The sequence below is a fragment of the Candidatus Nitrospira allomarina genome (genome assembly GCF_032050975.1).
GTDB lineage: Bacteria > Nitrospirota > Nitrospiria > Nitrospirales > UBA8639 > Nitrospira_E > Nitrospira_E allomarina.
This window is the reverse complement of sequence record NZ_CP116967.1, coordinates 3,509,237-3,530,291: the sequence shown is the minus strand read 5'-3', so window position 1 is coordinate 3,530,291 and position 21,055 is coordinate 3,509,237. Positions and strand designations below refer to the sequence as shown.

General features: G+C 52.6%; 17 protein-coding genes. 15 read left to right on the top strand and 2 right to left on the bottom strand.

Going from position 1 to position 21,055, the window contains the following annotated elements:
* Positions 1 to 96: 96 nt before the first annotated feature.
* Complete coding sequence (locus tag PP769_RS15620) at positions 97 to 1,857, bottom strand: DEAD/DEAH box helicase (protein WP_312641798.1); 1,761 nt, start codon at positions 1,855 to 1,857, stop codon at positions 97 to 99.
* 40 nt (positions 1,858 to 1,897) lie between these two features.
* On the opposite strand from PP769_RS15620, the gene PP769_RS15615 reads away from it, so the two are divergent.
* From PP769_RS15615 to nhaA, 3 genes are all read left to right on the top strand, one after another.
* Complete coding sequence (locus tag PP769_RS15615; RefSeq protein ID WP_312641796.1) at positions 1,898 to 2,119, top strand: hypothetical protein; 222 nt, start codon at positions 1,898 to 1,900, stop codon at positions 2,117 to 2,119.
* Positions 2,120 to 2,403: 284 nt separating this feature from the next.
* The gene (locus PP769_RS15610; RefSeq protein WP_312641794.1) at positions 2,404 to 3,237 is read left to right on the top strand and encodes a DUF4412 domain-containing protein; all 834 of its coding nucleotides are present in this window, start codon (positions 2,404 to 2,406) and stop codon (positions 3,235 to 3,237) included.
* Between the two features lie 444 nt (positions 3,238 to 3,681).
* A complete protein-coding gene (nhaA, locus tag PP769_RS15605; protein WP_312641792.1) occupies positions 3,682 to 4,989 on the top strand; it encodes a Na+/H+ antiporter NhaA in 1,308 nt (435 codons plus the stop codon).
* A gap of 139 nt (positions 4,990 to 5,128) precedes the next feature.
* On the opposite strand, the gene PP769_RS15600 is transcribed toward nhaA, so the two are convergent.
* Entirely contained in the window at positions 5,129 to 6,124 is a 996-nt protein-coding gene (locus tag PP769_RS15600; RefSeq protein WP_312641790.1) for a HEAT repeat domain-containing protein, read from the bottom strand.
* 711 nt (positions 6,125 to 6,835) lie between these two features.
* Between PP769_RS15600 and PP769_RS15595 the strand changes: the two genes are divergently transcribed.
* The 12 genes from PP769_RS15595 (at position 6,836) to PP769_RS15540 (ending at position 21,051) form a co-directional block, all read left to right on the top strand.
* Positions 6,836 to 7,615 (top strand): lipopolysaccharide kinase InaA family protein, encoded by a 780-nt coding sequence (locus PP769_RS15595; RefSeq protein WP_312641788.1) that lies wholly within the window; start codon positions 6,836 to 6,838, stop codon positions 7,613 to 7,615.
* 128 nt (positions 7,616 to 7,743) lie between these two features.
* Entirely contained in the window at positions 7,744 to 9,330 is a 1,587-nt protein-coding gene (locus PP769_RS15590) for a hypothetical protein (protein WP_312641787.1), read from the top strand.
* A gap of 368 nt (positions 9,331 to 9,698) precedes the next feature.
* Positions 9,699 to 10,070 carry a DoxX family protein gene (locus PP769_RS15585; RefSeq protein WP_312641785.1) on the top strand — a complete coding sequence of 124 codons (372 nt, stop codon included), beginning with the start codon at positions 9,699 to 9,701 and terminating at the stop codon, positions 10,068 to 10,070.
* A 349-nt stretch (positions 10,071 to 10,419) separates the two neighbouring features.
* Complete coding sequence (locus tag PP769_RS15580) at positions 10,420 to 12,708, top strand: NHL repeat-containing protein (RefSeq protein ID WP_312641784.1); 2,289 nt, start codon at positions 10,420 to 10,422, stop codon at positions 12,706 to 12,708.
* Between the two features lie 293 nt (positions 12,709 to 13,001).
* Positions 13,002 to 13,466, top strand: a complete 465-nt coding sequence (gene trmL / locus PP769_RS15575) for a tRNA (uridine(34)/cytosine(34)/5-carboxymethylaminomethyluridine(34)-2'-O)-methyltransferase TrmL (RefSeq protein ID WP_312641782.1) — start codon at positions 13,002 to 13,004, stop codon at positions 13,464 to 13,466.
* A 223-nt stretch (positions 13,467 to 13,689) separates the two neighbouring features.
* Complete coding sequence (locus PP769_RS15570) at positions 13,690 to 15,048, top strand: 2-dehydropantoate 2-reductase (RefSeq protein ID WP_312641780.1); 1,359 nt, start codon at positions 13,690 to 13,692, stop codon at positions 15,046 to 15,048.
* 5 nt (positions 15,049 to 15,053) lie between these two features.
* Positions 15,054 to 16,349: an alpha-amylase family protein gene (locus tag PP769_RS15565; RefSeq protein WP_312641778.1), complete on the top strand. Its 1,296-nt coding sequence runs from the start codon at positions 15,054 to 15,056 to the stop codon at positions 16,347 to 16,349.
* Positions 16,350 to 16,447: 98 nt separating this feature from the next.
* Complete coding sequence (ndk, locus tag PP769_RS15560; protein ID WP_312641776.1) at positions 16,448 to 16,864, top strand: nucleoside-diphosphate kinase; 417 nt, start codon at positions 16,448 to 16,450, stop codon at positions 16,862 to 16,864.
* Between the two features lie 137 nt (positions 16,865 to 17,001).
* The gene (locus PP769_RS15555) at positions 17,002 to 18,558 is read left to right on the top strand and encodes an outer membrane protein assembly factor BamD (RefSeq protein ID WP_312641774.1); all 1,557 of its coding nucleotides are present in this window, start codon (positions 17,002 to 17,004) and stop codon (positions 18,556 to 18,558) included.
* Between the two features lie 114 nt (positions 18,559 to 18,672).
* The gene (gene gcvH / locus PP769_RS15550; RefSeq protein WP_312641771.1) at positions 18,673 to 19,059 is read left to right on the top strand and encodes a glycine cleavage system protein GcvH; all 387 of its coding nucleotides are present in this window, start codon (positions 18,673 to 18,675) and stop codon (positions 19,057 to 19,059) included.
* Positions 19,056 to 20,456, top strand: coding sequence for a dihydrolipoyl dehydrogenase (gene lpdA, locus PP769_RS15545; protein WP_312641768.1), 1,401 nt, complete (start codon positions 19,056 to 19,058; stop codon positions 20,454 to 20,456). Before gcvH ends, lpdA begins: the two co-directional genes overlap by 4 nt.
* 31 nt (positions 20,457 to 20,487) lie before the next feature.
* Positions 20,488 to 21,051: a ComEA family DNA-binding protein gene (locus PP769_RS15540; RefSeq protein ID WP_312641766.1), complete on the top strand. Its 564-nt coding sequence runs from the start codon at positions 20,488 to 20,490 to the stop codon at positions 21,049 to 21,051.
* Positions 21,052 to 21,055: the final 4 nt, after the last annotated feature.

The window sequence follows — 21,055 nt, the reverse complement described above, 5'->3', positions numbered from 1 at the left end:
CAGGTTCTCATGGCTATTTTTAATCCTCGTTATGATGTACGGCCCAACAAGCACAGTATTGAGAACATTGCATCACTGCCGGTGTCAGGAATTCCCTTATTCCTTATAGAGGCGGATGGTGACTTTTTGCCCTTTAATTCGTGTCCGCCCTAGAGCCTTGATAATGCCATGGACATGCTCTTCCGGTACTTTGACCAGAGAGAATTGATCGGAAACTTTAATTGGGCCAATCACATTCGAATGAATTCCGGCCTCATTGGCGATGGCACCGACCAGATCCCCTGTGCGGACCCCGGCCATTCGACCGGCGTTCACATGCAAGGTCGCCATGCTTGTAGATTGACTGTGCCGTTCCCGCCTGACGGAGGGCCTACCACCGCCTCCTCCTCCCCTGAAAGCCCTTCCGGAATCGGGGAAATCCGATGACCCTCGCCTTGGCCGTCTGGCCGTCTGGGATGTGTCAGGTGTCCGGTCCCGTATTGCAGGAATATCCTCTTCAACCCGATTACCTGTCTTTGACCCATAGGCCAATTGAAGGGCGGCTGCGGCGACATCCGCGGGGTCATATTTTTCGGTGAGGGTGTTGACCACGGCTCGGAATTGCTCAAAGTCGTTGGTCTTGAGAATCTCTTGAATGGAAACGCCAATCTGTTCAAGGCGCTTAGCTTGAAGGTCGGCCCCCGTCGGGAGGGTGCCCATCTCGACTTTGGATTTGGTCAAGCGTTCTATATTTTGCAGCAGCCAGCGTTCCCGGGATTCCACAAGGGTAATAGCTTCACCGGCGCGTCCTGCGCGTCCGGTTCGTCCGATACGATGGACGTAGGCTTCGGGAGAGGACGGGACATCGTAATTCACTACGTGTGATACGTGAGGAATATCCAGACCCCGGGCCGCCACGTCGGTTGCAACAAGCAGCTCGGTTTTCCCGGCACGGAACGATTGCATCACCCGATCCCGTTGAGCCTGGTTCATCCCGCCATGCAGGCCTTCTCCCCGGTATCCGCGGCCGTTGAGCATGGAGGTCAGCTCATCGACTTCCAATCGTGTTCGGCAAAACACCAAGGCGGACTTTGGACTGGACATATCCAGGATTCTGGCCAGGGCCGCCACTTTATGTGGCCTGGCCACAAGGTAGGCCGTCTGGTGCACCCGAGGGGCCACACCGGCCTTTACCGGTTCCTTGATGATCTGAATCTCGATGGGGTTGCGCAGATGATGTCGGGCGATTGATGCGATGCGTGGAGGCATGGTTGCTGAAAACAGTGCGGTCTGCCTGGTCGTCGGGGTTTGTTTCAGAATGGCATCCAGATCTTCCGCGAACCCCATATTCAGCATCTCATCAGCTTCATCCAGCACCACAATCTGCAGGTCCTTGAGATGAAGGGTTTTACGCCGTATATGGTCCAGTGCCCGTCCTGGCGTCGCCACGACGATATCCACTCCGCGTTTCAACGCGATGAGCTGGGGTCGGATGGCTTGACCTCCATAAACCGCGAGGATGGCGATGGCCTGCTGCTTCCCATAACGCTGCACAGCCTCGCAAACTTGTATGGCCAATTCGCGGGTGGGCACGAGAATAAGGGCTGAAGGATGTGGCTGCTTGGGCGAATGGGCAAGACGCTGGAGCAGGGGAAGCGTGAATGCAGCAGTTTTTCCAGTTCCGGTTGCGGCCCGCCCCAGAAGGTCGTTTCCCGCCAATAGCGGAGGAATGGCTTCGCGTTGAATGGGGGTGGGCTCTTCATATCCTAATGCTTCAAGCGTGGTCAGCAGCGCCGCCTCAAGGCCGAGAGCGGCAAAGCCGGGTGAAAAGCCCTTCATCGTTGGAGCCGTGGGTGAGTTGGAGGCATCGTGTTTCATGACGGTTTTGCAACCTTTCTGGATGAGGTCCTGATATTGTGTGCCAGCCGACGTTGAGCCGGTCTGTCGATATGTGATGTTCGTTAAAGACGAAAAGAAGGGACGGTTTAAACCGTCTTCCTTGGGCTGGTTGGCCTCACCTTTTAGAGCCTGGGCCTTCTTACCGTTGTCCTACCCCGCGACCCGATGGTCGTGTCGCGCCGGGCAGCGTATGGTCCCTGACCATGATGACGAAACCGTGAAAGGTCACAACAACTCGTGACCTCTTTTAAGGGATGTCTGCCTGTCGGTTATGTGGGGTGGTCGTCTAACGAGCCTTACCTGTCTAAACTCCTTTTACCAGGAAGGGGAAACCAATTCCTAGCTCTCTGCATGAAAAATGGTTCTTGGTGGGATCAAAATGGCAGGTGGGAGAAGAGTTCATTATGGCTTTTCCGCATGAAATGACTTGTGAATCGGGTTGAATTTTGAGAAATTGACGGGTCTCGGTGTTTACCATATGTCAAGCAGCAGGCAGTGTCATCTATTACGCGTCAGGAGGTTGATATGGTGAAGGTTCTGGGCCTTGTGGGCGGGTTGGTGCTGGGCATTCAGACGACGGTCTGTGCAGGCGTGGTTTTTCATGTCGAGACCATTTTTCCCAATCGGACAGCGGTGCCTTCCAGAACCGACGCGATGACGGTTGACGGGAAGAATTTGAAAATGACGTTGAATGACGCCGGGACCAGTCAATCCACGGTTATTTATCGAGGCGATCGGGAGGAAATTCTGCTGATCAATCATGGAGATCACACCTGGCGTGCTATGGACAAGGCCACGATGGTCAGTCTTGGCCAACAGATCAATCCGGCCTTGGAAAAGATGCAGGAAATGTTAAAGAATATGCCCCCGGAACGACGGGCCATGATGGAAAAGATGTTTGCCGGGCAGGGGATCAATCCCGCCATGTTGGGCGGGAAGGTCGAGATGCAGGTCAAAAAAACCGGCGAAAGGCAGACCATCAATGGCTATCCCTGTGTGAAATATGAAACCTGGCGGGAAAACGAAAAAGTTGCAGAACATTGCGTGAGTGATTGGAAGCAGGTTCCCGGCAGCCAGGAAGCCCGAGGCGTGTTTCAAGATATGGCAGCCTTTTCTCAAGAGGTATGGCAAGGGGCATTTAAAGGTGGTGGAGGTCCAGCGTCGTTTTTTGAATCCCTAGGAAAGATTGAAGGCTACCCGGTCTTCACGAGAATTTTCTCCAATGGAACCATAGTCACAGAAAGCCGGTTGACCGGGGTGGAGGAGAAGTCGGTCGAAGCGAAGGAATTTGACCCTCCCAACGATTATGTCAAAAAAGAATTCTTGCCGAAAAATCTTTCCTCTCCCATGGGGCAATAGGAAAGAAGAACGTGGACGTTAATAGAGACAACCTGAGAGAAACAATGAGTCTTGTGGAGTCTCAGGTTTTTCGACCTGGAATCTGATCCTTCGCATCCGGCTCAGAATGCCGGGTGGATACAGGTGGATGAGGGCAACAAGAAGCTTACGGTCTTCGTTCACGGTCTGCGTGGTCTGATCGAATTTTCTATTACAGAGAATTTCATTATCTCCCTCGTTAATCCTTCATGAGCCTCACCTTGATTTGAATGCCCCCCGTGCGGTGGTACGTGTGGTGGCTCCTGTCCCAATGCGAAAGATAGGGGAGGTGATGGCATTGCCCCCAGATGATATTGGGCATTCCGCTCAAGGGAATCAGGAAGTTGCGGGACGCGGGTTCCGTGCCATAAGAAATCGATCTGGCATTCGGTTTCGCAATCCCCCTCTTCATGGTAGTTTCGAAGCATGAAGAAAACCCCAGTCGATATTTGGCTGACCGATCCCCTTAACAGCTTTCTTGCCAGGCAGACCACCAGTGGCATTGTGCTGTTCGTTGCCGCCCTGGTGGCTTTGGTTCTGGCCAATTCTCCCTTTGCGGATGCCTACCACCATCTTTGGGATAATGAAATATCGGTCGGTTTCAATGATTTTCTTGTCAGCAAGACCCTGCATCATTGGATCAATGATGGGCTGATGGCCGTCTTCTTCTTCGTGATCGGGTTGGAGCTGAAGCGTGAGATCATGGCGGGTGAACTAAGCAATCCCCGTGATGCGCTGCTCCCTATCGCTGCGGGGGTAGGCGGCATGGTTGTGCCGGCGTTGATCTACCTCGCGTTCAATTCGTCGGGCGACGCCAGTGCCGGATGGGGCATACCCATGGCGACCGATATCGCCTTCGCGCTCGGCATTATCTCCCTATTGGGCAACAGGGTCCCATTATCGCTTAAAGTATTTCTTACCGCTCTGGCCATCGCGGATGACCTTGGCGCGGTGCTGGTCATTGCGGTTTTTTATACATCACACATTGACCTCATCAATCTGGCAGCCGGTGCAGGATTCATGATCCTGCTGGTGACGTCCAATCTCCTGGGTGTACGCAACATTCTGTGGTATGGACTGCTGGGAATCGGCGGCCTGTGGCTGGCGTTCCTCTTATCAGGAGTGCATGCCACCATTGCCGCGGTGCTGGCCGCGTTCACGATTCCTGCCAACGTGAAGATCTCAGACAAGGGATTCGTTTCACGCATTAAGGCCTTGGGGGACCGGTTTGAGATGGCCAAAAGCAATGACCTGACCCTGGTGACGGATGAGCAGCTCCATGTGCTTGAAGACATCCGCGCGGTGGCCAGGGAGGCCTTGACTCCGCTCCAACGGTTGGAACATGGCATGCACCCCTTCGTGGCGTTTGTGGTGATGCCGGTCTTTGCGTTGGCGAATGCCGGAATCAGCTTTCCGGCTGACTTCCTGAATCAGTTGGCGAGTCCGGTCACCTTAGGAGTGGGAGCGGGGCTGCTGGGGGGTAAGGTGTTGGGCATCATGGCCATGTGCTATATCCTGATCCATTTTCGGTGGGCCTCCTTTCCGGAACAGACAGGCTGGCGGCACCTCTTTGGTGCTGCGATGCTTGCCTCGGTGGGTTTCACGATGTCGTTGTTTATCACCGGACTGGCTTTCAACGATGACGTATTGATCCTCCAAGCCAAGTTGGGCATCCTGCTGGCCTCGTTGATAGGTGGAATTTCGGGATACTATCTGCTGCGGCGGGCAGGATGATTTCCTCAATAGAAGGCTGTGGAATGCGTAGTGCGGAAAGTTACAAACAGGATACAACCAGAGACTGGAATGCTTTAGTAAGATTTTTTGCGAGGGCTATAGGACCGGTAAGTACATTCGATATTTTCTCTAGCCTGCGTTACCGGGATTCAATGAGTTGGATCGCATGCTCCGCGGCAGACCGGACTTCCGGATCGGTTTCTTTTTCCAATAATGTTGTGAGTGGAGAGAGAAACGTGGTGTCCCCAATCTCGCCAAGTTGGGTCATGGCCGCCCCTCGTTCAGTGGGCTGCGCTTTTTTGGCAACCGTCCATAAGACTGCCTGAGCTTCAGGAGTTTGAAACGCCCCCTGTCCTAGTTCCTGAATGATATTCAACCTGGCGCGTTGTTGTACAATGGCCTGAGTCGCTCCACGGGCTCCGGCCGCATTGACCAACTCTTGTTGGGTAAAGGGCCTTACCAACACCTCCATTAACATCTCCTGTTCATTCTGGTCCCGATCAATATGTCCCCGAATGAGATCTCCAACAAAACAGTAATAAGGATCCTCCTCTAGATTACCAATCGCGTCCCAATACAGACTTCCGAGGGGAATCGCATTGGGTTCTGCTTCAAAGTGATGTGAAAAGATTTTGCCTAAACGGTCATGCACCAGCTTCATGTCGTAGCGGATAGCTGTCGCTTGTTCCAACACCTGAAACTGTCCACTGGGTATTTCCTCATATTGAATGTATAGCATCGCATCATGTGGTTGCTTGGGATCAAAGACCACTTGAAACCCGGCATCTTCCAGTTTGAGTTTCAGGGTCACCCCCACATTGTAAGGTGGACTCGGCACATTCAGCCAGGTTTGGACGGTGCCGGCGACGAGGATGGTGTGAATGTTTTGTAGGATCTTTTGATCCTCCTGAGACCATGAGGGTTTGGTCAGTGACTCCTCATTTGCCCACAGTCTATCCGTGAGAGAAATCGTCAGGGCCAGAGTGATTAAAAGGAATGAAGCCCTCCACGCGGGCCTTAGATATCCGATCGCTAATCGCTGCCGTGGCTGCTCGGCATTTCGTGTATGTTTGTTTCGTGGAGAGAATAAGGAAAGAAGTTTGATCAAATTCCATCGGCTGAGACGGTGAAGCATAGAACGCTCCGTTAGGTTGGACAAATCTGGTCTCTCCGGCCACCAATGAGGTATTGAGTATACCCTATCAAGAGTTGATGCGGAATTCAAAATCTTTCTGATTCTGATGTTCCGGTTTTTCCACTTCCATAAGGCAATCTCATGCAATCAATCGAAAACAGAGCCTCTCTTGCAGGCTATTGTGGGAACATTTTGAAAGACTGAGAAAAAGGGACGGCTATGATTTCGTACATATAGACTCTATATGATCGCGTGAATGAGCTTTTTTTTTGAACTCCGCCCATGAATATGACTGGGGCTATGGACGGGATACATTCATATTATAGAATCGGAAGAAAATGCCAAAATTTGCTTTTGTAGTTTTGGAATATAGTGCTGTTAAAAAAATTATTCTCATTGCCAATACAGACCCAAGAAAAGATAGCAGTCTCATTTTAGCGGGCAACGTTCAACAAAAGTCCGTACAATAAAACTGTAGCCATAATAACGCGCAGGGCGTATATTAAGTCCGTGAGCACCGCAAATTGGCAAAAATTCCGCTGGAGGCCATTTTCAACATTCCCACTGAATTGCCTCAAAACAATTGCTCGCCTCTCTCCCTCGCAAGTTTTTCATAAGAGTCTCCATATTGACCAAAGCATAAAGCCGTTCCTGGCCAATGCTGGTATCTCTCAATTTCAAGGTTTTGTCGAGTACTCTGCTGGAACGCTCGTGTCCCGCCCTGCCAAACGACATGTCCGCAAACTTTCTCTTGAGGTCGCAGGACAGAAAAAGAAGTTCTTTCTCAAGCAAAGCGGTTTTCTATCATTTCATCTGTTTTTGAAATCATGGTGCCGGCTCCAGGTGCCTCTTTCGGGCACGGCCCGAGAGCTTTTGCTTCTTGAGTTATTTCGAGACCAGGGCATTCCGGTGATGAATGCCGTCGCCTGGGGAGAACATACGGTTCTGGGCTGGCCTGTGAGGGGTTTTATTTTAGTTGAAGAGGTGGTGGGTAGGGAGTTTGTGGACGTCTACCGAGGAGCATCTCTGCGAGTTCGTCGGCGCCTGTTTCGCCTGTACGGTGAATTGATGGGGACGCTCCATCGAATAGGAATTGATTCCAAGGTTCGACCCGAAGATCTCATTTGTGTTTCCGATAACTATAAAGATTTTCGAAATTGTTTTGTGGTGATTGACCGCGAACATGGGCGACCGTATTTGATGGGACTCTCAATAGAGCAATGCGGAATTCGTTTGGGGGATATCTGGGCCAAGGGAATGTATCGAATTGGACTGGGTGAACGTAGCGAATTGCTGGCCTTTCTCTCCGGCTATCTCACAGCTGCCGGGCAACGAAGTGTCTCTGAGGGGCGTGACGCGATCTCTGCGAATCTGGTAAAACGGGCGTCTCGTCGAGCGGCTAAAGTTTTGTATCATGACAATCGTTTTGAGATGCTGCGAACTGGATTTCAGGTCCAATATGGTATTGGCCTCGATAGATTCATACCTTGACTAATTTCCTGAATTGACCAAAAATTTTTTCTCACCCGGTCCCAGCATCTGCACTAGGAAATAAATTTGAATAAGAAGAAGGCTTGCTCACACTGACATTCGTGCAATCGTAATTCGGAGGTACCTTCATGACGACATCCGCGCAGCATCCCTACCACCCGATTATCTATGTCCGGGGCTTCGCAGCGACACAGAGCGAGATTGAGGAAACGGTGTCCGACCCCTACATGGGGTTTAATATCGGATCGACCAAATCGCGCACGGCCTGGACCGGCGACGTGAAGCGTTTTTATTTTGAGTCGCCGCTCGTGCGGTTAATGAGCGATCATGAATATGAGGATGTCTTCGTGGATGGAGACGATCTCGTGTTAGCCGAGCGTACCGACTATCCCGTCCCATACCGCTCGATTATCATCTACCGATATTACGATGAAGCCTCGAAGGACTTTGGGGACGGCAAGACGCCGCCTATTGAGCATTTCGCCAAAGGCCTGGGCACTCTCATTCTGCGCCTGCGCGAAAAGGTCTGCGCGAATAAGGCCAACAAGGTCATGTTCAAAGACTTTCGCGTGTATCTCGTGGCTCACTCTATGGGAGGTCTGATCTGCCGGGCCTTTCTACAGAATACGAAACTCGGCTCAGCGGAGGCGCGAGGTGCGGTGGACAAAGTCTTTACCTATGCCACGCCGCATAATGGCATTGATATGCGGATCGTGCGTAATGTGCCGGGCTGGCTCTCGTTCGGCGATATCAATAACTTCAATCGAGAGAAGATGGCCTCATACCTGGCGGTGCCCAAGGGTGATGACGTCTCGGTCGTGAAAAACTTTCCGCCCGAGCGCATCTTCAACCTGGTCGGCACCGATGCACGCGATTACACCGTGGCCGGCGGCATTTCGTCGTGGGCGGCGGGCGATGCCAGCGACGGGCTGGTGCGCATCGAGAATGCCACCACGCATGGCGCCGGTCCCGACGGCAAAGATGTGAGTTCCCCTCGCGCTTTTGTGCACAGGAGCCATTCGGGCCATTACGGTATTGTGAACTCCGAAGAAGGCTACCAGAACCTCACGCGGTTCCTGTTCGGTAAATTGCGCGTGGATGGCATTCTGGACATCGACGACATCACTTTGCCGGTGGAGGTTCAAAGGGCACTTGACGACGGAAAGATGGTGCGGGCGTCGTATCAGTTTGAAATTGCCGCCAGTGTGCGCGGCTGTCAGTGGCAGATGACGCGGCGCGAGGTGCGCGAGAATTCCGCCATCTTCCGCAGCTATGATGACCTGTTCCCGGGGAAGGATCGCAGCAAGCGCAAACCCGACCGCACGAAGAGTCCACACCTCTTCTCCATTTTTCTGGATCCAAGTAAGAGCGTCAAAGCATCCAAATCGGTCAGCTTTGCTTTCGACATCAAGGTCCTGGTACCCGATTACGTCGTGGATGGCTTGCTGTTCATGAAACGCCACTATGAGGGTGGGTTCATCTATCGTGAGTTGATTCTGGTCGAGGCCTTTCCTGATGAGGCGGCCCTGGCTGGCTGGCGCATCAAGTATGGCTATCAGGACATCAATCCCGGCAAACCCGGCAAAGATGTGGACACCCGTCCCCTTATCAAGGGGAAACCGAATGCCGGCATTGCGTTCGATATCCCCATCGAGCAGAACGTTCGGCCTGGCCTGGTTGGAACTTTACGCATTGAAGCCCGGCCATGGAAATGAGTGGCTGAGAAACCAAATAGGCTACACTCTGCAGAATGGAAACCATTGTTCATACTGATTGTCGGGATGTTTTTAGGACTATCGATGGAGTTTTTTACGGATTGGAAATTGAATATCCCTAGCTTAAGTGGTCTTCCTAATCTTTGTTAGGCCCGCGATCAGCATGCAACAGCTAAGTGTCACTCAACTGTTACCGAGAGCGAACTCGAGAAAATTCTCGAACCGTGGCGTGTCGGGAAAATTTAAAGGCTTCTGCGAGATATTGCCCTCTGTTGTTCAGCCATATTGAAATTGGTTTAGAGTGACAATTGGATGAAATAATTTAGATCTTTCCTTATTGCTTTTTCCCGGCATAGATTGAAGGTGCCATGAAGCGTGTGATGAACATTATCCTGTGTGTGTTGTTAGGGATTTTTTTTATTGCGGCAGGGGGAGCCAAGCTCATGGGCAGTGAGTCCCAGGTTGAACATTTTGCGCAATGGGGGTATCCGATTTGGTTTTTGTATTTGACCGGAATGATTGAAGTCGGAGGCGGGATCTGTTTATTTATACCGAAGACGCAGTGGTATGGCATTGTGGTCTTGAGCATCACCATGGTGGGTGCCGCGCTGACACACCTGATGGCTGGAGAAATGGGTGCTGTGCCGGTTCCACTTGTGCTTCTTGGTCTTTTGTTTCTATTGGCTTGGATGATCCGGGAACCTCCCAGAAAGAATGGAGCCAATCACTGGTCTTCCTAACAATAAATTGCCTGAAGCTTCATACCTGTCATTAGCCACTCAAATTTCTCAATAAAATCTGTAGCTAATATTTACATTTTTTTGAGAACTCCTTTGTAGGACCTCTTCTGTGTTGCTGTGCCAGCACGAATGTGGGACCAGCCGGACTTAATGAGCTGGAACAGCAGGCCCGTGACCCCTCACCAAAGAGTCTTTTTGTTAATGACTATTTTCAGGGTGAGTTTTCTATAATCGGACCTTTTTTCTTTCAAAAATCTTGACCTTCAAGCGGTCATTTCCTACCCTCGGTAACGAGCATCATTTACTGATTATTCCGGATTTGCAGAAAAGAAAATAGGGAGGTGCAACCATGACCACCATCTTTGGACGTGCGCGATCGGTCTATGTACAGAACATTCAATTGGCCATCACTGCAATGATCATGGTGGTACTGGTCTGCACTGTAGGAGTGCCATCTGCCAATGCCCACAAGAATCCGCATTTCCAGACGCTGAGGGGCATCGTGGAAGGAAATGGGCACGCGCAGCAGGGATATGCGGTGTCGCTCTATGCCAGCGAATTGGGCAGCCATTCAAAGGGTCACGTGCTTGGAAGGGCAAAGACCGATCGCGACGGGAAGTTCAACGTTCACTATCGGACGCCCCATGGTCAGCAATTCGTCCTCTTCGTCATCGCCGAATACGGCCCGGTTATGCTGGCCGGTGTCGTGGGCTCGGCCCACCATGTTTACGACGCCGTGGTGGTCAACGAACGCACGACGGTTGCCACGGGAACCGCTTTCGCTCAGTTCGTCGACGGCTGGAAAATTCACGGTAATACCTACGGCATGATTAACGCGGTGAAGATGGCGGAGAACATGGCCAATCCGGAAAACGGAGACATTGGTGAAGTGCTCTTCAATACACCAAACGGGACCGAGACATCGACATACCCGACCTTCAATTCCCTCACCAACGTAATTGCGAGTTGCGTCGCGGATGACACCAACTGTTACTCCCTGTTCATGGCGACGACAACGAAGGGAGGACCCGCGCCGACCACGGTGTTGCAAGCCGTCGCCAACATCGCGAAATATCCGTCGTATCCAGGGTATCCGACAGATACGGACGATCCGCTCTATCAGCTGTCGCTAATAGACCCGGTCAATCAGCCGGCCCTGACATCACGTCCGACCAGCTGGTTGTTGTTCATCAAATTCAACGGTGGGCAGCACAACATCTATGATCCATTCAACCTCATGAGCGGCCCCGGGCAAATCGCCTTTGACGAAGGCGGATTCGCCTGGATCAACAACAACTATCGTCCCACATTCCCAGATGAAATTGCCTGCGCCGGGCAGCGCCTGATTAAAACGTATCCCTGGGGTGAGACCTTCCCCGGATCGCCGTACTTCGGCGGCGGCCTTAGCGGGGCGGGGTTTGGAATCGGGCTGGATCCGCACGGCAAGGTCTGGGTTGGCAATTTCGGATTTGAGGCGCCGGCCTGTGCGGATACCACAGTCGACCCCATGCCCGATCCAGCATTAAAAATACCGGCCGCGCATGACAGTGTTTCCGTGTTTCGTCCCGATGGCAGCCCGACCTCCGGCTTCGATGGCTTCACTGAAGGCCATATCTGGTGGCCCCAGGCCACCGTCTCAGACAAAAAGGGGAACATCTGGATTGCCAACTGCGGAAACGACACGGTCACATTCATTCCAAAAGGTAAACCTGGCCATGCGAGGAACATCGCGTTCCCGGGTGGACGAGGAGCAGAAGGCATCTACGCCCCCACTATCCCGGATACCGAGCCGGATTCGGACGCGCCACTTCTCAAACCGTTTGCCATCGCGATCGATCCGAAGGGCCGCGCGTGGGTAACCGCCAACCAGGTAGAATATGTCCATCCAGGTACGGATGATCCAAGCGAGGCGATTGGCGGGGTGTACCGTGTTTCTTCCGATGGCACCGTGGAAACCTTATCGAACCTTGACGCAAACAACGTCCCGGTGTTGTCCTGGCCGATGGGCATTTCCGGCGATAGCCAGGGAAACATGTGGGTCTCGAACTCGAATTCGGTGAAAGTGCCCTGTGTCGACCCACTCGATCCTCAAGACGGAGAGCAGGGTCCCTCCATCACACTGTATCCCGCCGATGACAGTCCTCCATCTGTGTATACCGGCGGCGGTCTTACGATTCCCTGGGGCAACGCGGTCGACGGGAACGACACGCTGTGGGTATTCAATTTTGGTCAGAAACCTACCCGCAATGTCGACGAGAATACGGTGTGGCCCGATACACCGCTCTCGCATTTTTGCGGTGCGGATCCAGGCAAATGCCCTTCGGGTAAAGGCATGGGTGATCCCATCTCGCCACCCACCGGGTATGTGAGTGATGCGTTGGACCGGGTCACGGGCGGCGGTATCGATCCGTCGGGCAATGTCTGGCTCTTGAACAACTGGAAAAAGACCGGCCCCTATGGGCCGGTCTATAACACCAATCCGGGTGGCAACTCGTTCGTGATCGTTCCCGGCGCGGCTGGACCCGTCAAGACACCATTGATCGGACCACCGCAATCATTTGACCAGCGAGGCCACAGGAGAGATCACCGAAAAGGTCACCGTAGCCACTTACCTCACCAGGCATATGATCGGGATTGATCACCTCGATGCGCGAAAGCGCCATGAGAATGAAGGGCACCCAGTATCGGTTTTCATGGTGGATTGGTATTCTGCTCCACTGCAAGATGGGGTCGTGTTGTCGGCTACAATAATCTCGTTGAAGTCTTTGTTGGTGAGGATTCTCTTTAAACCGAAGCCACACATCTTTACCTCCCCCAACACCCGGAGCCTGCGAGAAGTCCACGTCGAACAATATCGATGGATGTTTTAATCTTGGCCAAATAACACTGCCTTTTCAAGGAAGCCCTGACACGAACCTCTTAAGCGATACCATGTTGGATGTTGTCCTCTACGAACCGGAAATTCCGCCGAACACCGGGAATATTATTCGTCTGTGTGCCAATACCGGGTTCGGTTTGCATCTGATTCATCCGTTGGGATTTGAATTGGATGACAAGCGGGCCCGTCGGGCCGGATTGGATTATCATGAATTGGCCCGGATGAAGGATTATCCCACCCTCCAAGACTATCTGAATGCTCAAAAGCCCTCACGTATTTTTGCGATCACCACAAAAGGGAAGCGGCCCTATCACGACGTGGCTTTTCAGCTTGGCGATGCCTTGTACTTTGGTCCCGAGACGAGAGGCTTACCTGCCCATATTTTAGAAGCGCTTCCTCCAGACCACCGGTTACGCATTCCGATGCGGCCTGATTCTCGTAGTTTAAACTTGAGCAATGCGGTTGCTGTGGTGGTCTATGAGGCATGGCGGCAGCTGCAGTTTCATGGTGCCAAATAAGGCAACGATCCGTAGGCGAGCGGTGGTAATTCTGGTAGAGTGAGGGATTCTGTTTTGGCGTGAATGCATTGAATCCGGTGCCTGTTGCTTGGGGCGCAGATCCTTCGCAAAAGCTCAGGATGACAGCAATGTTCAAGTTTCATCATGATTTGGCTTGCTGATATTTAAACCATTACGCGAAATTTTAGTAGATAAAAAAGGAAAGGTAACCAAAGGTCATCGGATGAAGGAGATTTTATTTGTGGGGGCGGGGTCCGTTGGGGGATATTTTGGGGCTCACCTGGCTCGCCACAATCCGAATGTGTCGTTCCTCCTGCGACCGCGTACCAGGGAGGCCGTGGCTAAAAACGGGCTGACCATCCGGAGCGCAATTGGTGAGAGCTTTACCGTGCATCCCCCCGTCGCTTCCGATCCCGAGGAACTGCCCCGCCCGGATTTAATCGTGCTCGGGATCAAAGCTTATGACCTGGATGAGGTTATGAACCAGATTGAACCGGTACTGAAACCGGATACCATTATTCTGACCTTGCAAAATGGGGTGACGATTGAGGATACCCTGATGGTCCGCTTTGGCCGGGAGCGGATTGTGGGCGGGGTGGCATTTATCTATTCGAAGATCGCCGAGCCGGGGGTGATCAACCATTATAAGAAAGGCATGGTGACTATTGGGGAACCGTTGGGGATGGAAACTCCCAGACTCCAAGCCATCCTGGCGTTATTGAAAAGGGGAGGGATTCCCTGTTTCATTAATCCTGATATCCGGCGGGCCAAGTGGGAGAAAATGTGTTGGAATTGTGTGTTTAATCCGTTGACGGTGTTGCTGAACGATCGGGTAGCAAAAGCCTTGGATCATCCGGAGTTTCAACCGGTCATCGCAACCGTCGTGCGGGAAGTTTCGGCCGTGGCCATGGCGGTGCACCGTGTACCGCTGGATGAGGATATGCCGGAGAAGGTCGTCAAATGGGCTCAAGAACTTCGAGATATCCATACGTCGATGTATGATGATTGGTTGGCCGGACGGCCTACCGAGATTGATGAACTGAATGGTTTTATCACCGAACAAGGCAAGGCGTTTGGAGTGCCCACTCCCATGAATGATATGTTGACGGCGTTCATAAAGGCCATGACCGTATCCAGGCCTTCCACTGAGGCCATGATACAGGTGGACGGAGCCATTTTGCAGACTCTCGACTTCACGCGAACGACGCTGGCACAACTTCCTGCCACGCATCAGGTGTCTGAACTGCCCACGTTGATGCCGGGAATGAATGTGCGTGGCGTCAAACTTCAAGCAATACTTGATGTTGTAACGCTTAATGTGGGAACCGATCATGTGACCTTCGAATCGCAGGACGGAAAATTCTCAGCCAGTCTGACCATCAAGCAAGCTGCAGAATTCGGCATTCTGGTGTATGAACAGAATGGCGCGCCGTTTCCTTCCGAACGAGGCGGGCCGTTTCGCCTGGTCACTCCGGGATTGGGTGATATGTGCGCCAATGTGAAACAGGTTGGCAAAATCATCTTTTCCAAGGGTCTGATTTCGGATAGCCGTCCACCTCAAGTCTGTCCAGAGAAAGAATAAATGTAATGCAGACTTCGCACCAGGTTCCTCTCATCTACAATTTGTTCCCTCGCCTGGCCGGTCCTTGTGATCGCTGGATCTCGCACGCGGAACGGGCCGCAGGCATGGGGTTTAATTGGCTCTTTGTAAATCCCATTCATCTCCCGGGATTCTCGGGAAGTTTATACGCGATCAAAGAATATGATCTCCTGAATCCGGCATTTCTACCGGAAGGGACTCAGGACCAGCGACTTGATGTGTTACGTCCCACGCTTCAACGTATTGCCCAATGTGGCCTGGCGCCAATGGTGGATCTCGTATTAAACCACACGGCCATCGATTCCTCCTTAGTGTCCCGGCATCCCGACTGGTACATGCGGGATGGTGAGGGAAAAGTTGAACATCCGTATGCGGTTGATCCGGATGACCCCGGCAAGAGAACGGTGTGGGGCGATTTAGCCGAAATTGATAATCGGCATTCTCCGGACCGGGAGCATCTTTGGGAGTATTGGGGGCAATTGGTTGACCGGTATCTTGAATTGGGGTTTCAGGGATTCCGGTGTGACGCGGCCTATAAAGTTCCCAGTGAGTTGTGGCGCTTTCTTATTCACCGGGCGCAACGCCTGAATCCGCAGGCCGTCTTTTGGGCGGAGAATCTTGGTTGTACCTTGGAGCAGACGCGCGCGCTGGGAGAAGCGGGATTTCACCTTTTTTGTAACAGCTCCAAATGGTGGAATTTCAAGGATGCCTGGTGTTTGAACCAGCATCGGGAATTTCAGGCTATGCCGTCTATAGGGTTTCCTGAATCGCATGATACCCCGCGTCTGGCTGCTGAGTCGGGAGGGAATGAGGCGGTTCAACGCCAACGCTATGCCTTTGCCGCGCTGTTCTCCACCGGCCTCATGATCCCGATGGGGTATGAATTTGGATTTCAGCGGTCGCTGCATGTGGTGGAGACCACTCCTGATGATTGGGAATCCCCTCGATGGGATTTGCAGAGTTTTATCCGTGCGGTGAATCACTGGAAATTGGAGGTGCCGCTCTGGCAAGGGGAGGGGGATCTGCTTCAACGGTCGATGACCAACCCCAACCTGTGCGTTTTGGAGCGGCGGTCGTTGGAAAACCCACACAGTTGGGCACTTCTCTGCCTCAATAGCAATGCTCATGAGACGGTTGAGGTGGCAATCGGCGAATTGGGCCCTCTACCGTCTTCTCCCGGAATGTGGCGTGTCAGCTCGCTGGATCAGCACCCTGGTTCCCATTCCATCCCTGAGCGGGTCCTGTTTCAGCCTGCCGAAGTCATTGTGATTACAGCCTTTTAAGTGTGGCCTTGAGATTGCAACTGAATAGAAGGGGCCGTAAAATGCTCCTTCTTGTTCACAGGGTTTTATTATGGGATTTTTTGGAAAGGACGAGAAGTATGTCAGAGCGGACGTTAGCGATTATTAAGCCTGATGCGGTGGCCAAACATGCGATTGGTGATATTATCCGCCGCTATGAAGAAGCCGGGTTGTTTCCGGTTGCTATGAAAATGATGCGGTTATCCAAAGGGGTGGCGGAAGGGTTTTATGCTGTGCATCGAGAACGCCCCTTCTTTAATGACTTGACGACCTATATGAGTTCGGGGCCGGTGGTGGTTATGGTGTTGGAAGGGAAGGACGCGGTCAAAACACACCGTGACCTGATGGGCGCGACCGATCCCAAGAAAGCCGCTCCGGGTACCATTCGGGCTGCGCATGGGGCTTCTATTGAGGCCAATGCGGTGCATGGGTCCGATTCCACGGAGAATGCGCAAATTGAGATTCGCTACTTTTTCGCAGAATCCAATCTGGGCTAGTGGAAGACCCTACTGAGCCTGTATTTTAAAACCCACTGACTTCGGCATGTTGCCCGCCAAAAATGGCGGGCATGTTTTCTCCTCATAAATCTAGTGTATGGGTTTAAGTTCATTTACCTCTACGCACGTATTGCCGTATGACAACATGGTTGAAAATATGTAGTTTGCTGGTGTGTCTGGGGATCTTAGCCGGATGCGGGCGTACACGGCCTCCCCATGGACCACCGGTGAGTGATGCCATTCCTCCCCCTACCGTGGAATCCGTTCCGGATGATCCCAATAAAGGAATCGTGTCGTCCCCATCTGAAGTTCCTCCTGAAATTCAACAGGTTCACGTGCAACTCTTTCAACGGTCCAAGGAACAATTTGAGGAAAAAGACTATCCGCAGGCCATCAGGGGACTGACGCGCTTGCTGGCGCTTCTTCCTGGGGAGCCCCTTGAAGTCCAAAGCCGATGGTTGTTGGCTCAGGCCTATCGTCAGGTTGGGGAATGGGAAGCCGCCAGGGATCAGTACCGCATACTCACCGTTGCGGGGAACGCCAATCCTTATCAGGACGGTGCTCAATTGCAGTTCAATGAACTTCAACGGTTACTTGAACAATTTACGATGCCTCCTCTCGATACTCAGGCCATCCGGTTAACTCTTGAACAATTGCCGGCCAGTGGAGGGTTTGACCAGGGAATTAAAAAGATGAAGGCTGATGGAATCACCACCCTGTTGATTGATTTGGGTTGTGAGGGAGCCGGATTCCACACCGATCTACAGCAGACGTCGCGGGCGCCTCGCCATCTGCTTGATCTCCAGACGCTCCTGCGTTCCTATGTGGAACGCAGTCATCAGTTGCATCTGTTGGTGTATGTGGGAGTGAATCTCCGTTGTATTGGCAATTGGCATGATTCCCCTCTGCCTGAATGGCGTGACGGCAGGTATAATACGACCACCCGCCAGGTTCAGGACTCCAGGTTTTTTGATATTTTTCATCCGGAGTATCAACGATTTCTCGATCAATTTCTCACGCATCTTTCCGAGGAAGGCGTGGACGGTCTTGTGTTTCTCGACGATTATCCTATGGGGAGGTATGACGGGCTGTCACGGTCGGGATTGACCCGTTTTCAAACCGCCTTCGGAGTGAGTTTTGATCCTGCACGGACCTTCCACCCTGGGTTTGATCCCCTCAGGGCCTCGAAAGGGGCGAGTCGATCAACCCAGCCTTCAGGCGTTCCTAATGAAGATTCCGTGTTTTGGCGCTGGGCGGGGTGGAAGGCTCGTGAGCGATTGACTGTTGTTGAGCAGTTGATGGGCCAGCTTCGCAAACGCCACTTGACGGTTCAATGCGGTCTGGAGCTCCACCCCCATGGATTGACCGATCCGGTTCGGGCTCTGGTGGACTATGCTCAGGACGCAATGGAAGCCATCCGGCGACCGTTTTCCTTTTTCTTTGTGCGGCCGGAAATTGACCGTCACTCCTCGTCCGACCAAGTGTCGGCGATTGAGAAGCTCAGGCGCATTTCGACGAAGGCGGTATTAACCCGCTTGCTTCCCGTCCTTGACGATCCGCGACGGGTTTGGGTGAGTATGCCGGCGGAGAGAGGAAAGCGCATTGTGCCGGGAACAGCCGGGAGCAGTCCCTCACTGCTCGGTGAGTTTCCTTCGGGAATTGGTGTCGTGCACGATCTTCGCGCATTTTCTTGATTGGTCCGGTACTGTCCCCCTCACATTGAGCTGGGGTCGCTCGTTTCATGAGGTGCATGGGAGACATCATACAACTATGAATGCCATCATTGTTTTGAACAAAAGGGGGTAGGAATGGAGCCACAGGATTTACGATTTCACAAGGAACACGAATGGATTCGCGTTGAAGGGAAAAAGGCGACCTTAGGTATTAGCAATTTTGCTCAGGATGCCCTGGGCGATGTGGTCTTTGTGGACGTTCCTAAAGTCGGAACCTCGCTGCAAGCTGAAGATCAATTGGGAGAAGTGGAGTCGACCAAAGCCACTTCGACGATTTACACGCCGGTTACCGGAAAAATACTTCAAGTGAATACAGAACTTGAGGACCATCCCGAATTGCTCAATCAGGATCCCTATGGCAAGGGGTGGATCGCGGTGCTGGAATTAGCCGATCCTGGTGAGGTGGATGGGTTGATGACGCCGGAGCAATACACGGCATTTTTAGCCTCACAGGAATCATGACCACCTCGCCCCACATTGTCATTATTGGATCAGGTCCTGGTGGGTATGTGGCGGCTATTCGCGCCGCCCAATTAGGGGCCAGGGTGACGATCCTTGAGGAACAGGTGCTTGGAGGGGTGTGCCTGAATTGGGGCTGTATTCCCAGTAAAACCCTGTTGGGCTTTATTGATCTTGGCGAACGTGTTCGGCATGCCCAGCCGTTTGGCCTCAACATTGAGGGGCCTGTGAGCTATGACCTTGCCCGGATGGTTGCACGTAAGGAGGAGGTGGTTCGTGGGCTTGTAAAGGGGATCGGCACCTTGTTGAAGCAGTGGAAAATTACCCACGTGCCGGGACGAGGAGAATTGGTGAATGACCGGCAGGTGCGGGTTACCCATCTTGATGGGTCTTCATCCACCATTGATGCCGATGCCATTATTCTTGCCACAGGTTCTTCCTGGCCTCAACTGCCTCAGTTTCCCATTGATGGCCAACGCGTGTTGACTAGTAAGGAGGCTCTGGATCTGACGGTGATTCCCCGGAGCATGGTGATTGTCGGTGGTGGGGTGGAAGGATGTGAGTTTGCCTGCTTGTTGAGCGGGCTGGGATCGGAAGTGAGTCTTGTCGAAATGATGCCGTCCGTGCTGCCACTTGAGGATGAAGATACGATTTCCACCATGACGCGTGAGTTGAAAAAACGCAAGATTCACCTCTATCTCAATACGCAGATTACGGATTGGGTGGCTCTTGATGAGGGAGTGCAAGCAACGCTGGCGTCGGGGGAAGAACTGGTTACAGACCACCTGCTAGTTTCGGTCGGGCGTCGTCTGAACTCCGGCCGGTTAGGGCTGGATCAGGTTGGCGTGCAGGTGGGAACCAGGGGTGAGATTCTGATCAATGAAAAAATGGAAACCTCCGTCCCCGGTGTTTATGCGATCGGAGATGTGACGGGAAAATACATGTTGGCGCATGTCGCCTCGGCTCAAGGAAAAGTGGCAGTTTCAAACGCGATGGGCCGGCCGCAGGCCATTAACTATGATGTCATTCCTGCAGGGATTTTTACCTTACCGGAAATCGGGCGTGTCGGACTGACTGAGGCCCAGGCCCGGGAACGTGGGTTGGCGGTCGCGGTCGGGCGATTTAAATATGCCGGTCTCGGAAAAGCACAGGCCGTTGGGGAGCCGTTTGGACATTTCAAAGTAATTTCGGATGAACAGACCAAGAAAATTCTTGGCGTCCATATTATCGGTGCTCATGCGGCGGACCTTATTCATGAAGCCGCCATGGCCATGCAGGGTGGGTTGACTGTTGAAGATCTCGCCAACATGATCCATGCGCATCCGACTTTTTCGGAAGGGTTGATGGAGGCAGCCGAGGATGTGGAGGGCATGGCCATTCACCAGGCGCGAAAGCGCTGATAATCCTATGACGGAAATTCATTGATTCAACATGAAAGACATCGAACCGCAGAGGTCGCTTGCCAGCCCGCTGCAAGTATCTGATAGGCATGCAGGCCAAATTTCCTGGGCAAGTTCGCTCCTCTTGAAATTGGTCTTGTTGGGAATGGGGGTCTTGTTTGTCTATTGGGTCGGTTGGCCGCAACCGTCTCTTTCTCCAGTTGTTTCGATCGAACATTCAGGTGTTCAGCCATCACACACCCTTGCTTCCGGTTCAGCAGGTGATCCTGACGAGGTTGTGAGCGTGGTACCGTTTGCGGGGAGAAATGTGGTTCAGCCTCTTCAGGATGGGGTGGAGGGAGAAGGCGGGCAATCCAGGGAAGTCGCGGCGTTTCCCGTTGACTTGAATGACGGCACATTAGCTGAATTAGAGCATCTTCCTGGTATTGGACCAATCCTGGCAGGACGAATCGTGGCCCATCGAACGTCTCATGGAGCATTTAGACGCATTGACGATTTGGCTCTGGTGCCGGGTATTGGAAAAAAACGGTTGGAGCAACTGCGCCCCCTTGTTGGTGTTCGCGCCTCAACCATAGCGATAGGGATCGGGAGTTAATTTT

Bases quoted from the DNA above. Each gene is read 5' to 3' on its own strand.
- PP769_RS15620 (WP_312641798.1), bottom strand. From the start codon at position 1,857: ATGAAACACGATGCCTCCAACTCACCCACGGCTCCAACGATGAAGGGC.
- PP769_RS15610 (WP_312641794.1), top strand. From the start codon at position 2,404: ATGGTGAAGGTTCTGGGCCTTGTGGGCGGGTTGGTGCTGGGCATTCAG.
- nhaA (WP_312641792.1), top strand. From the start codon at position 3,682: ATGAAGAAAACCCCAGTCGATATTTGGCTGACCGATCCCCTTAACAGC.
- PP769_RS15600 (WP_312641790.1), bottom strand. From the start codon at position 6,124: ATGCTTCACCGTCTCAGCCGATGGAATTTGATCAAACTTCTTTCCTTA.
- PP769_RS15590 (WP_312641787.1), top strand. From the start codon at position 7,744: ATGACGACATCCGCGCAGCATCCCTACCACCCGATTATCTATGTCCGG.
- PP769_RS15585 (WP_312641785.1), top strand. From the start codon at position 9,699: ATGAAGCGTGTGATGAACATTATCCTGTGTGTGTTGTTAGGGATTTTT.
- PP769_RS15580 (WP_312641784.1), top strand. From the start codon at position 10,420: ATGACCACCATCTTTGGACGTGCGCGATCGGTCTATGTACAGAACATT.
- trmL (WP_312641782.1), top strand. From the start codon at position 13,002: ATGTTGGATGTTGTCCTCTACGAACCGGAAATTCCGCCGAACACCGGG.
- PP769_RS15570 (WP_312641780.1), top strand. From the start codon at position 13,690: ATGAAGGAGATTTTATTTGTGGGGGCGGGGTCCGTTGGGGGATATTTT.
- PP769_RS15565 (WP_312641778.1), top strand. From the start codon at position 15,054: ATGCAGACTTCGCACCAGGTTCCTCTCATCTACAATTTGTTCCCTCGC.
- ndk (WP_312641776.1), top strand. From the start codon at position 16,448: ATGTCAGAGCGGACGTTAGCGATTATTAAGCCTGATGCGGTGGCCAAA.
- PP769_RS15555 (WP_312641774.1), top strand. From the start codon at position 17,002: ATGACAACATGGTTGAAAATATGTAGTTTGCTGGTGTGTCTGGGGATC.
- gcvH (WP_312641771.1), top strand. From the start codon at position 18,673: ATGGAGCCACAGGATTTACGATTTCACAAGGAACACGAATGGATTCGC.
- lpdA (WP_312641768.1), top strand. From the start codon at position 19,056: ATGACCACCTCGCCCCACATTGTCATTATTGGATCAGGTCCTGGTGGG.
- PP769_RS15540 (WP_312641766.1), top strand. From the start codon at position 20,488: ATGAAAGACATCGAACCGCAGAGGTCGCTTGCCAGCCCGCTGCAAGTA.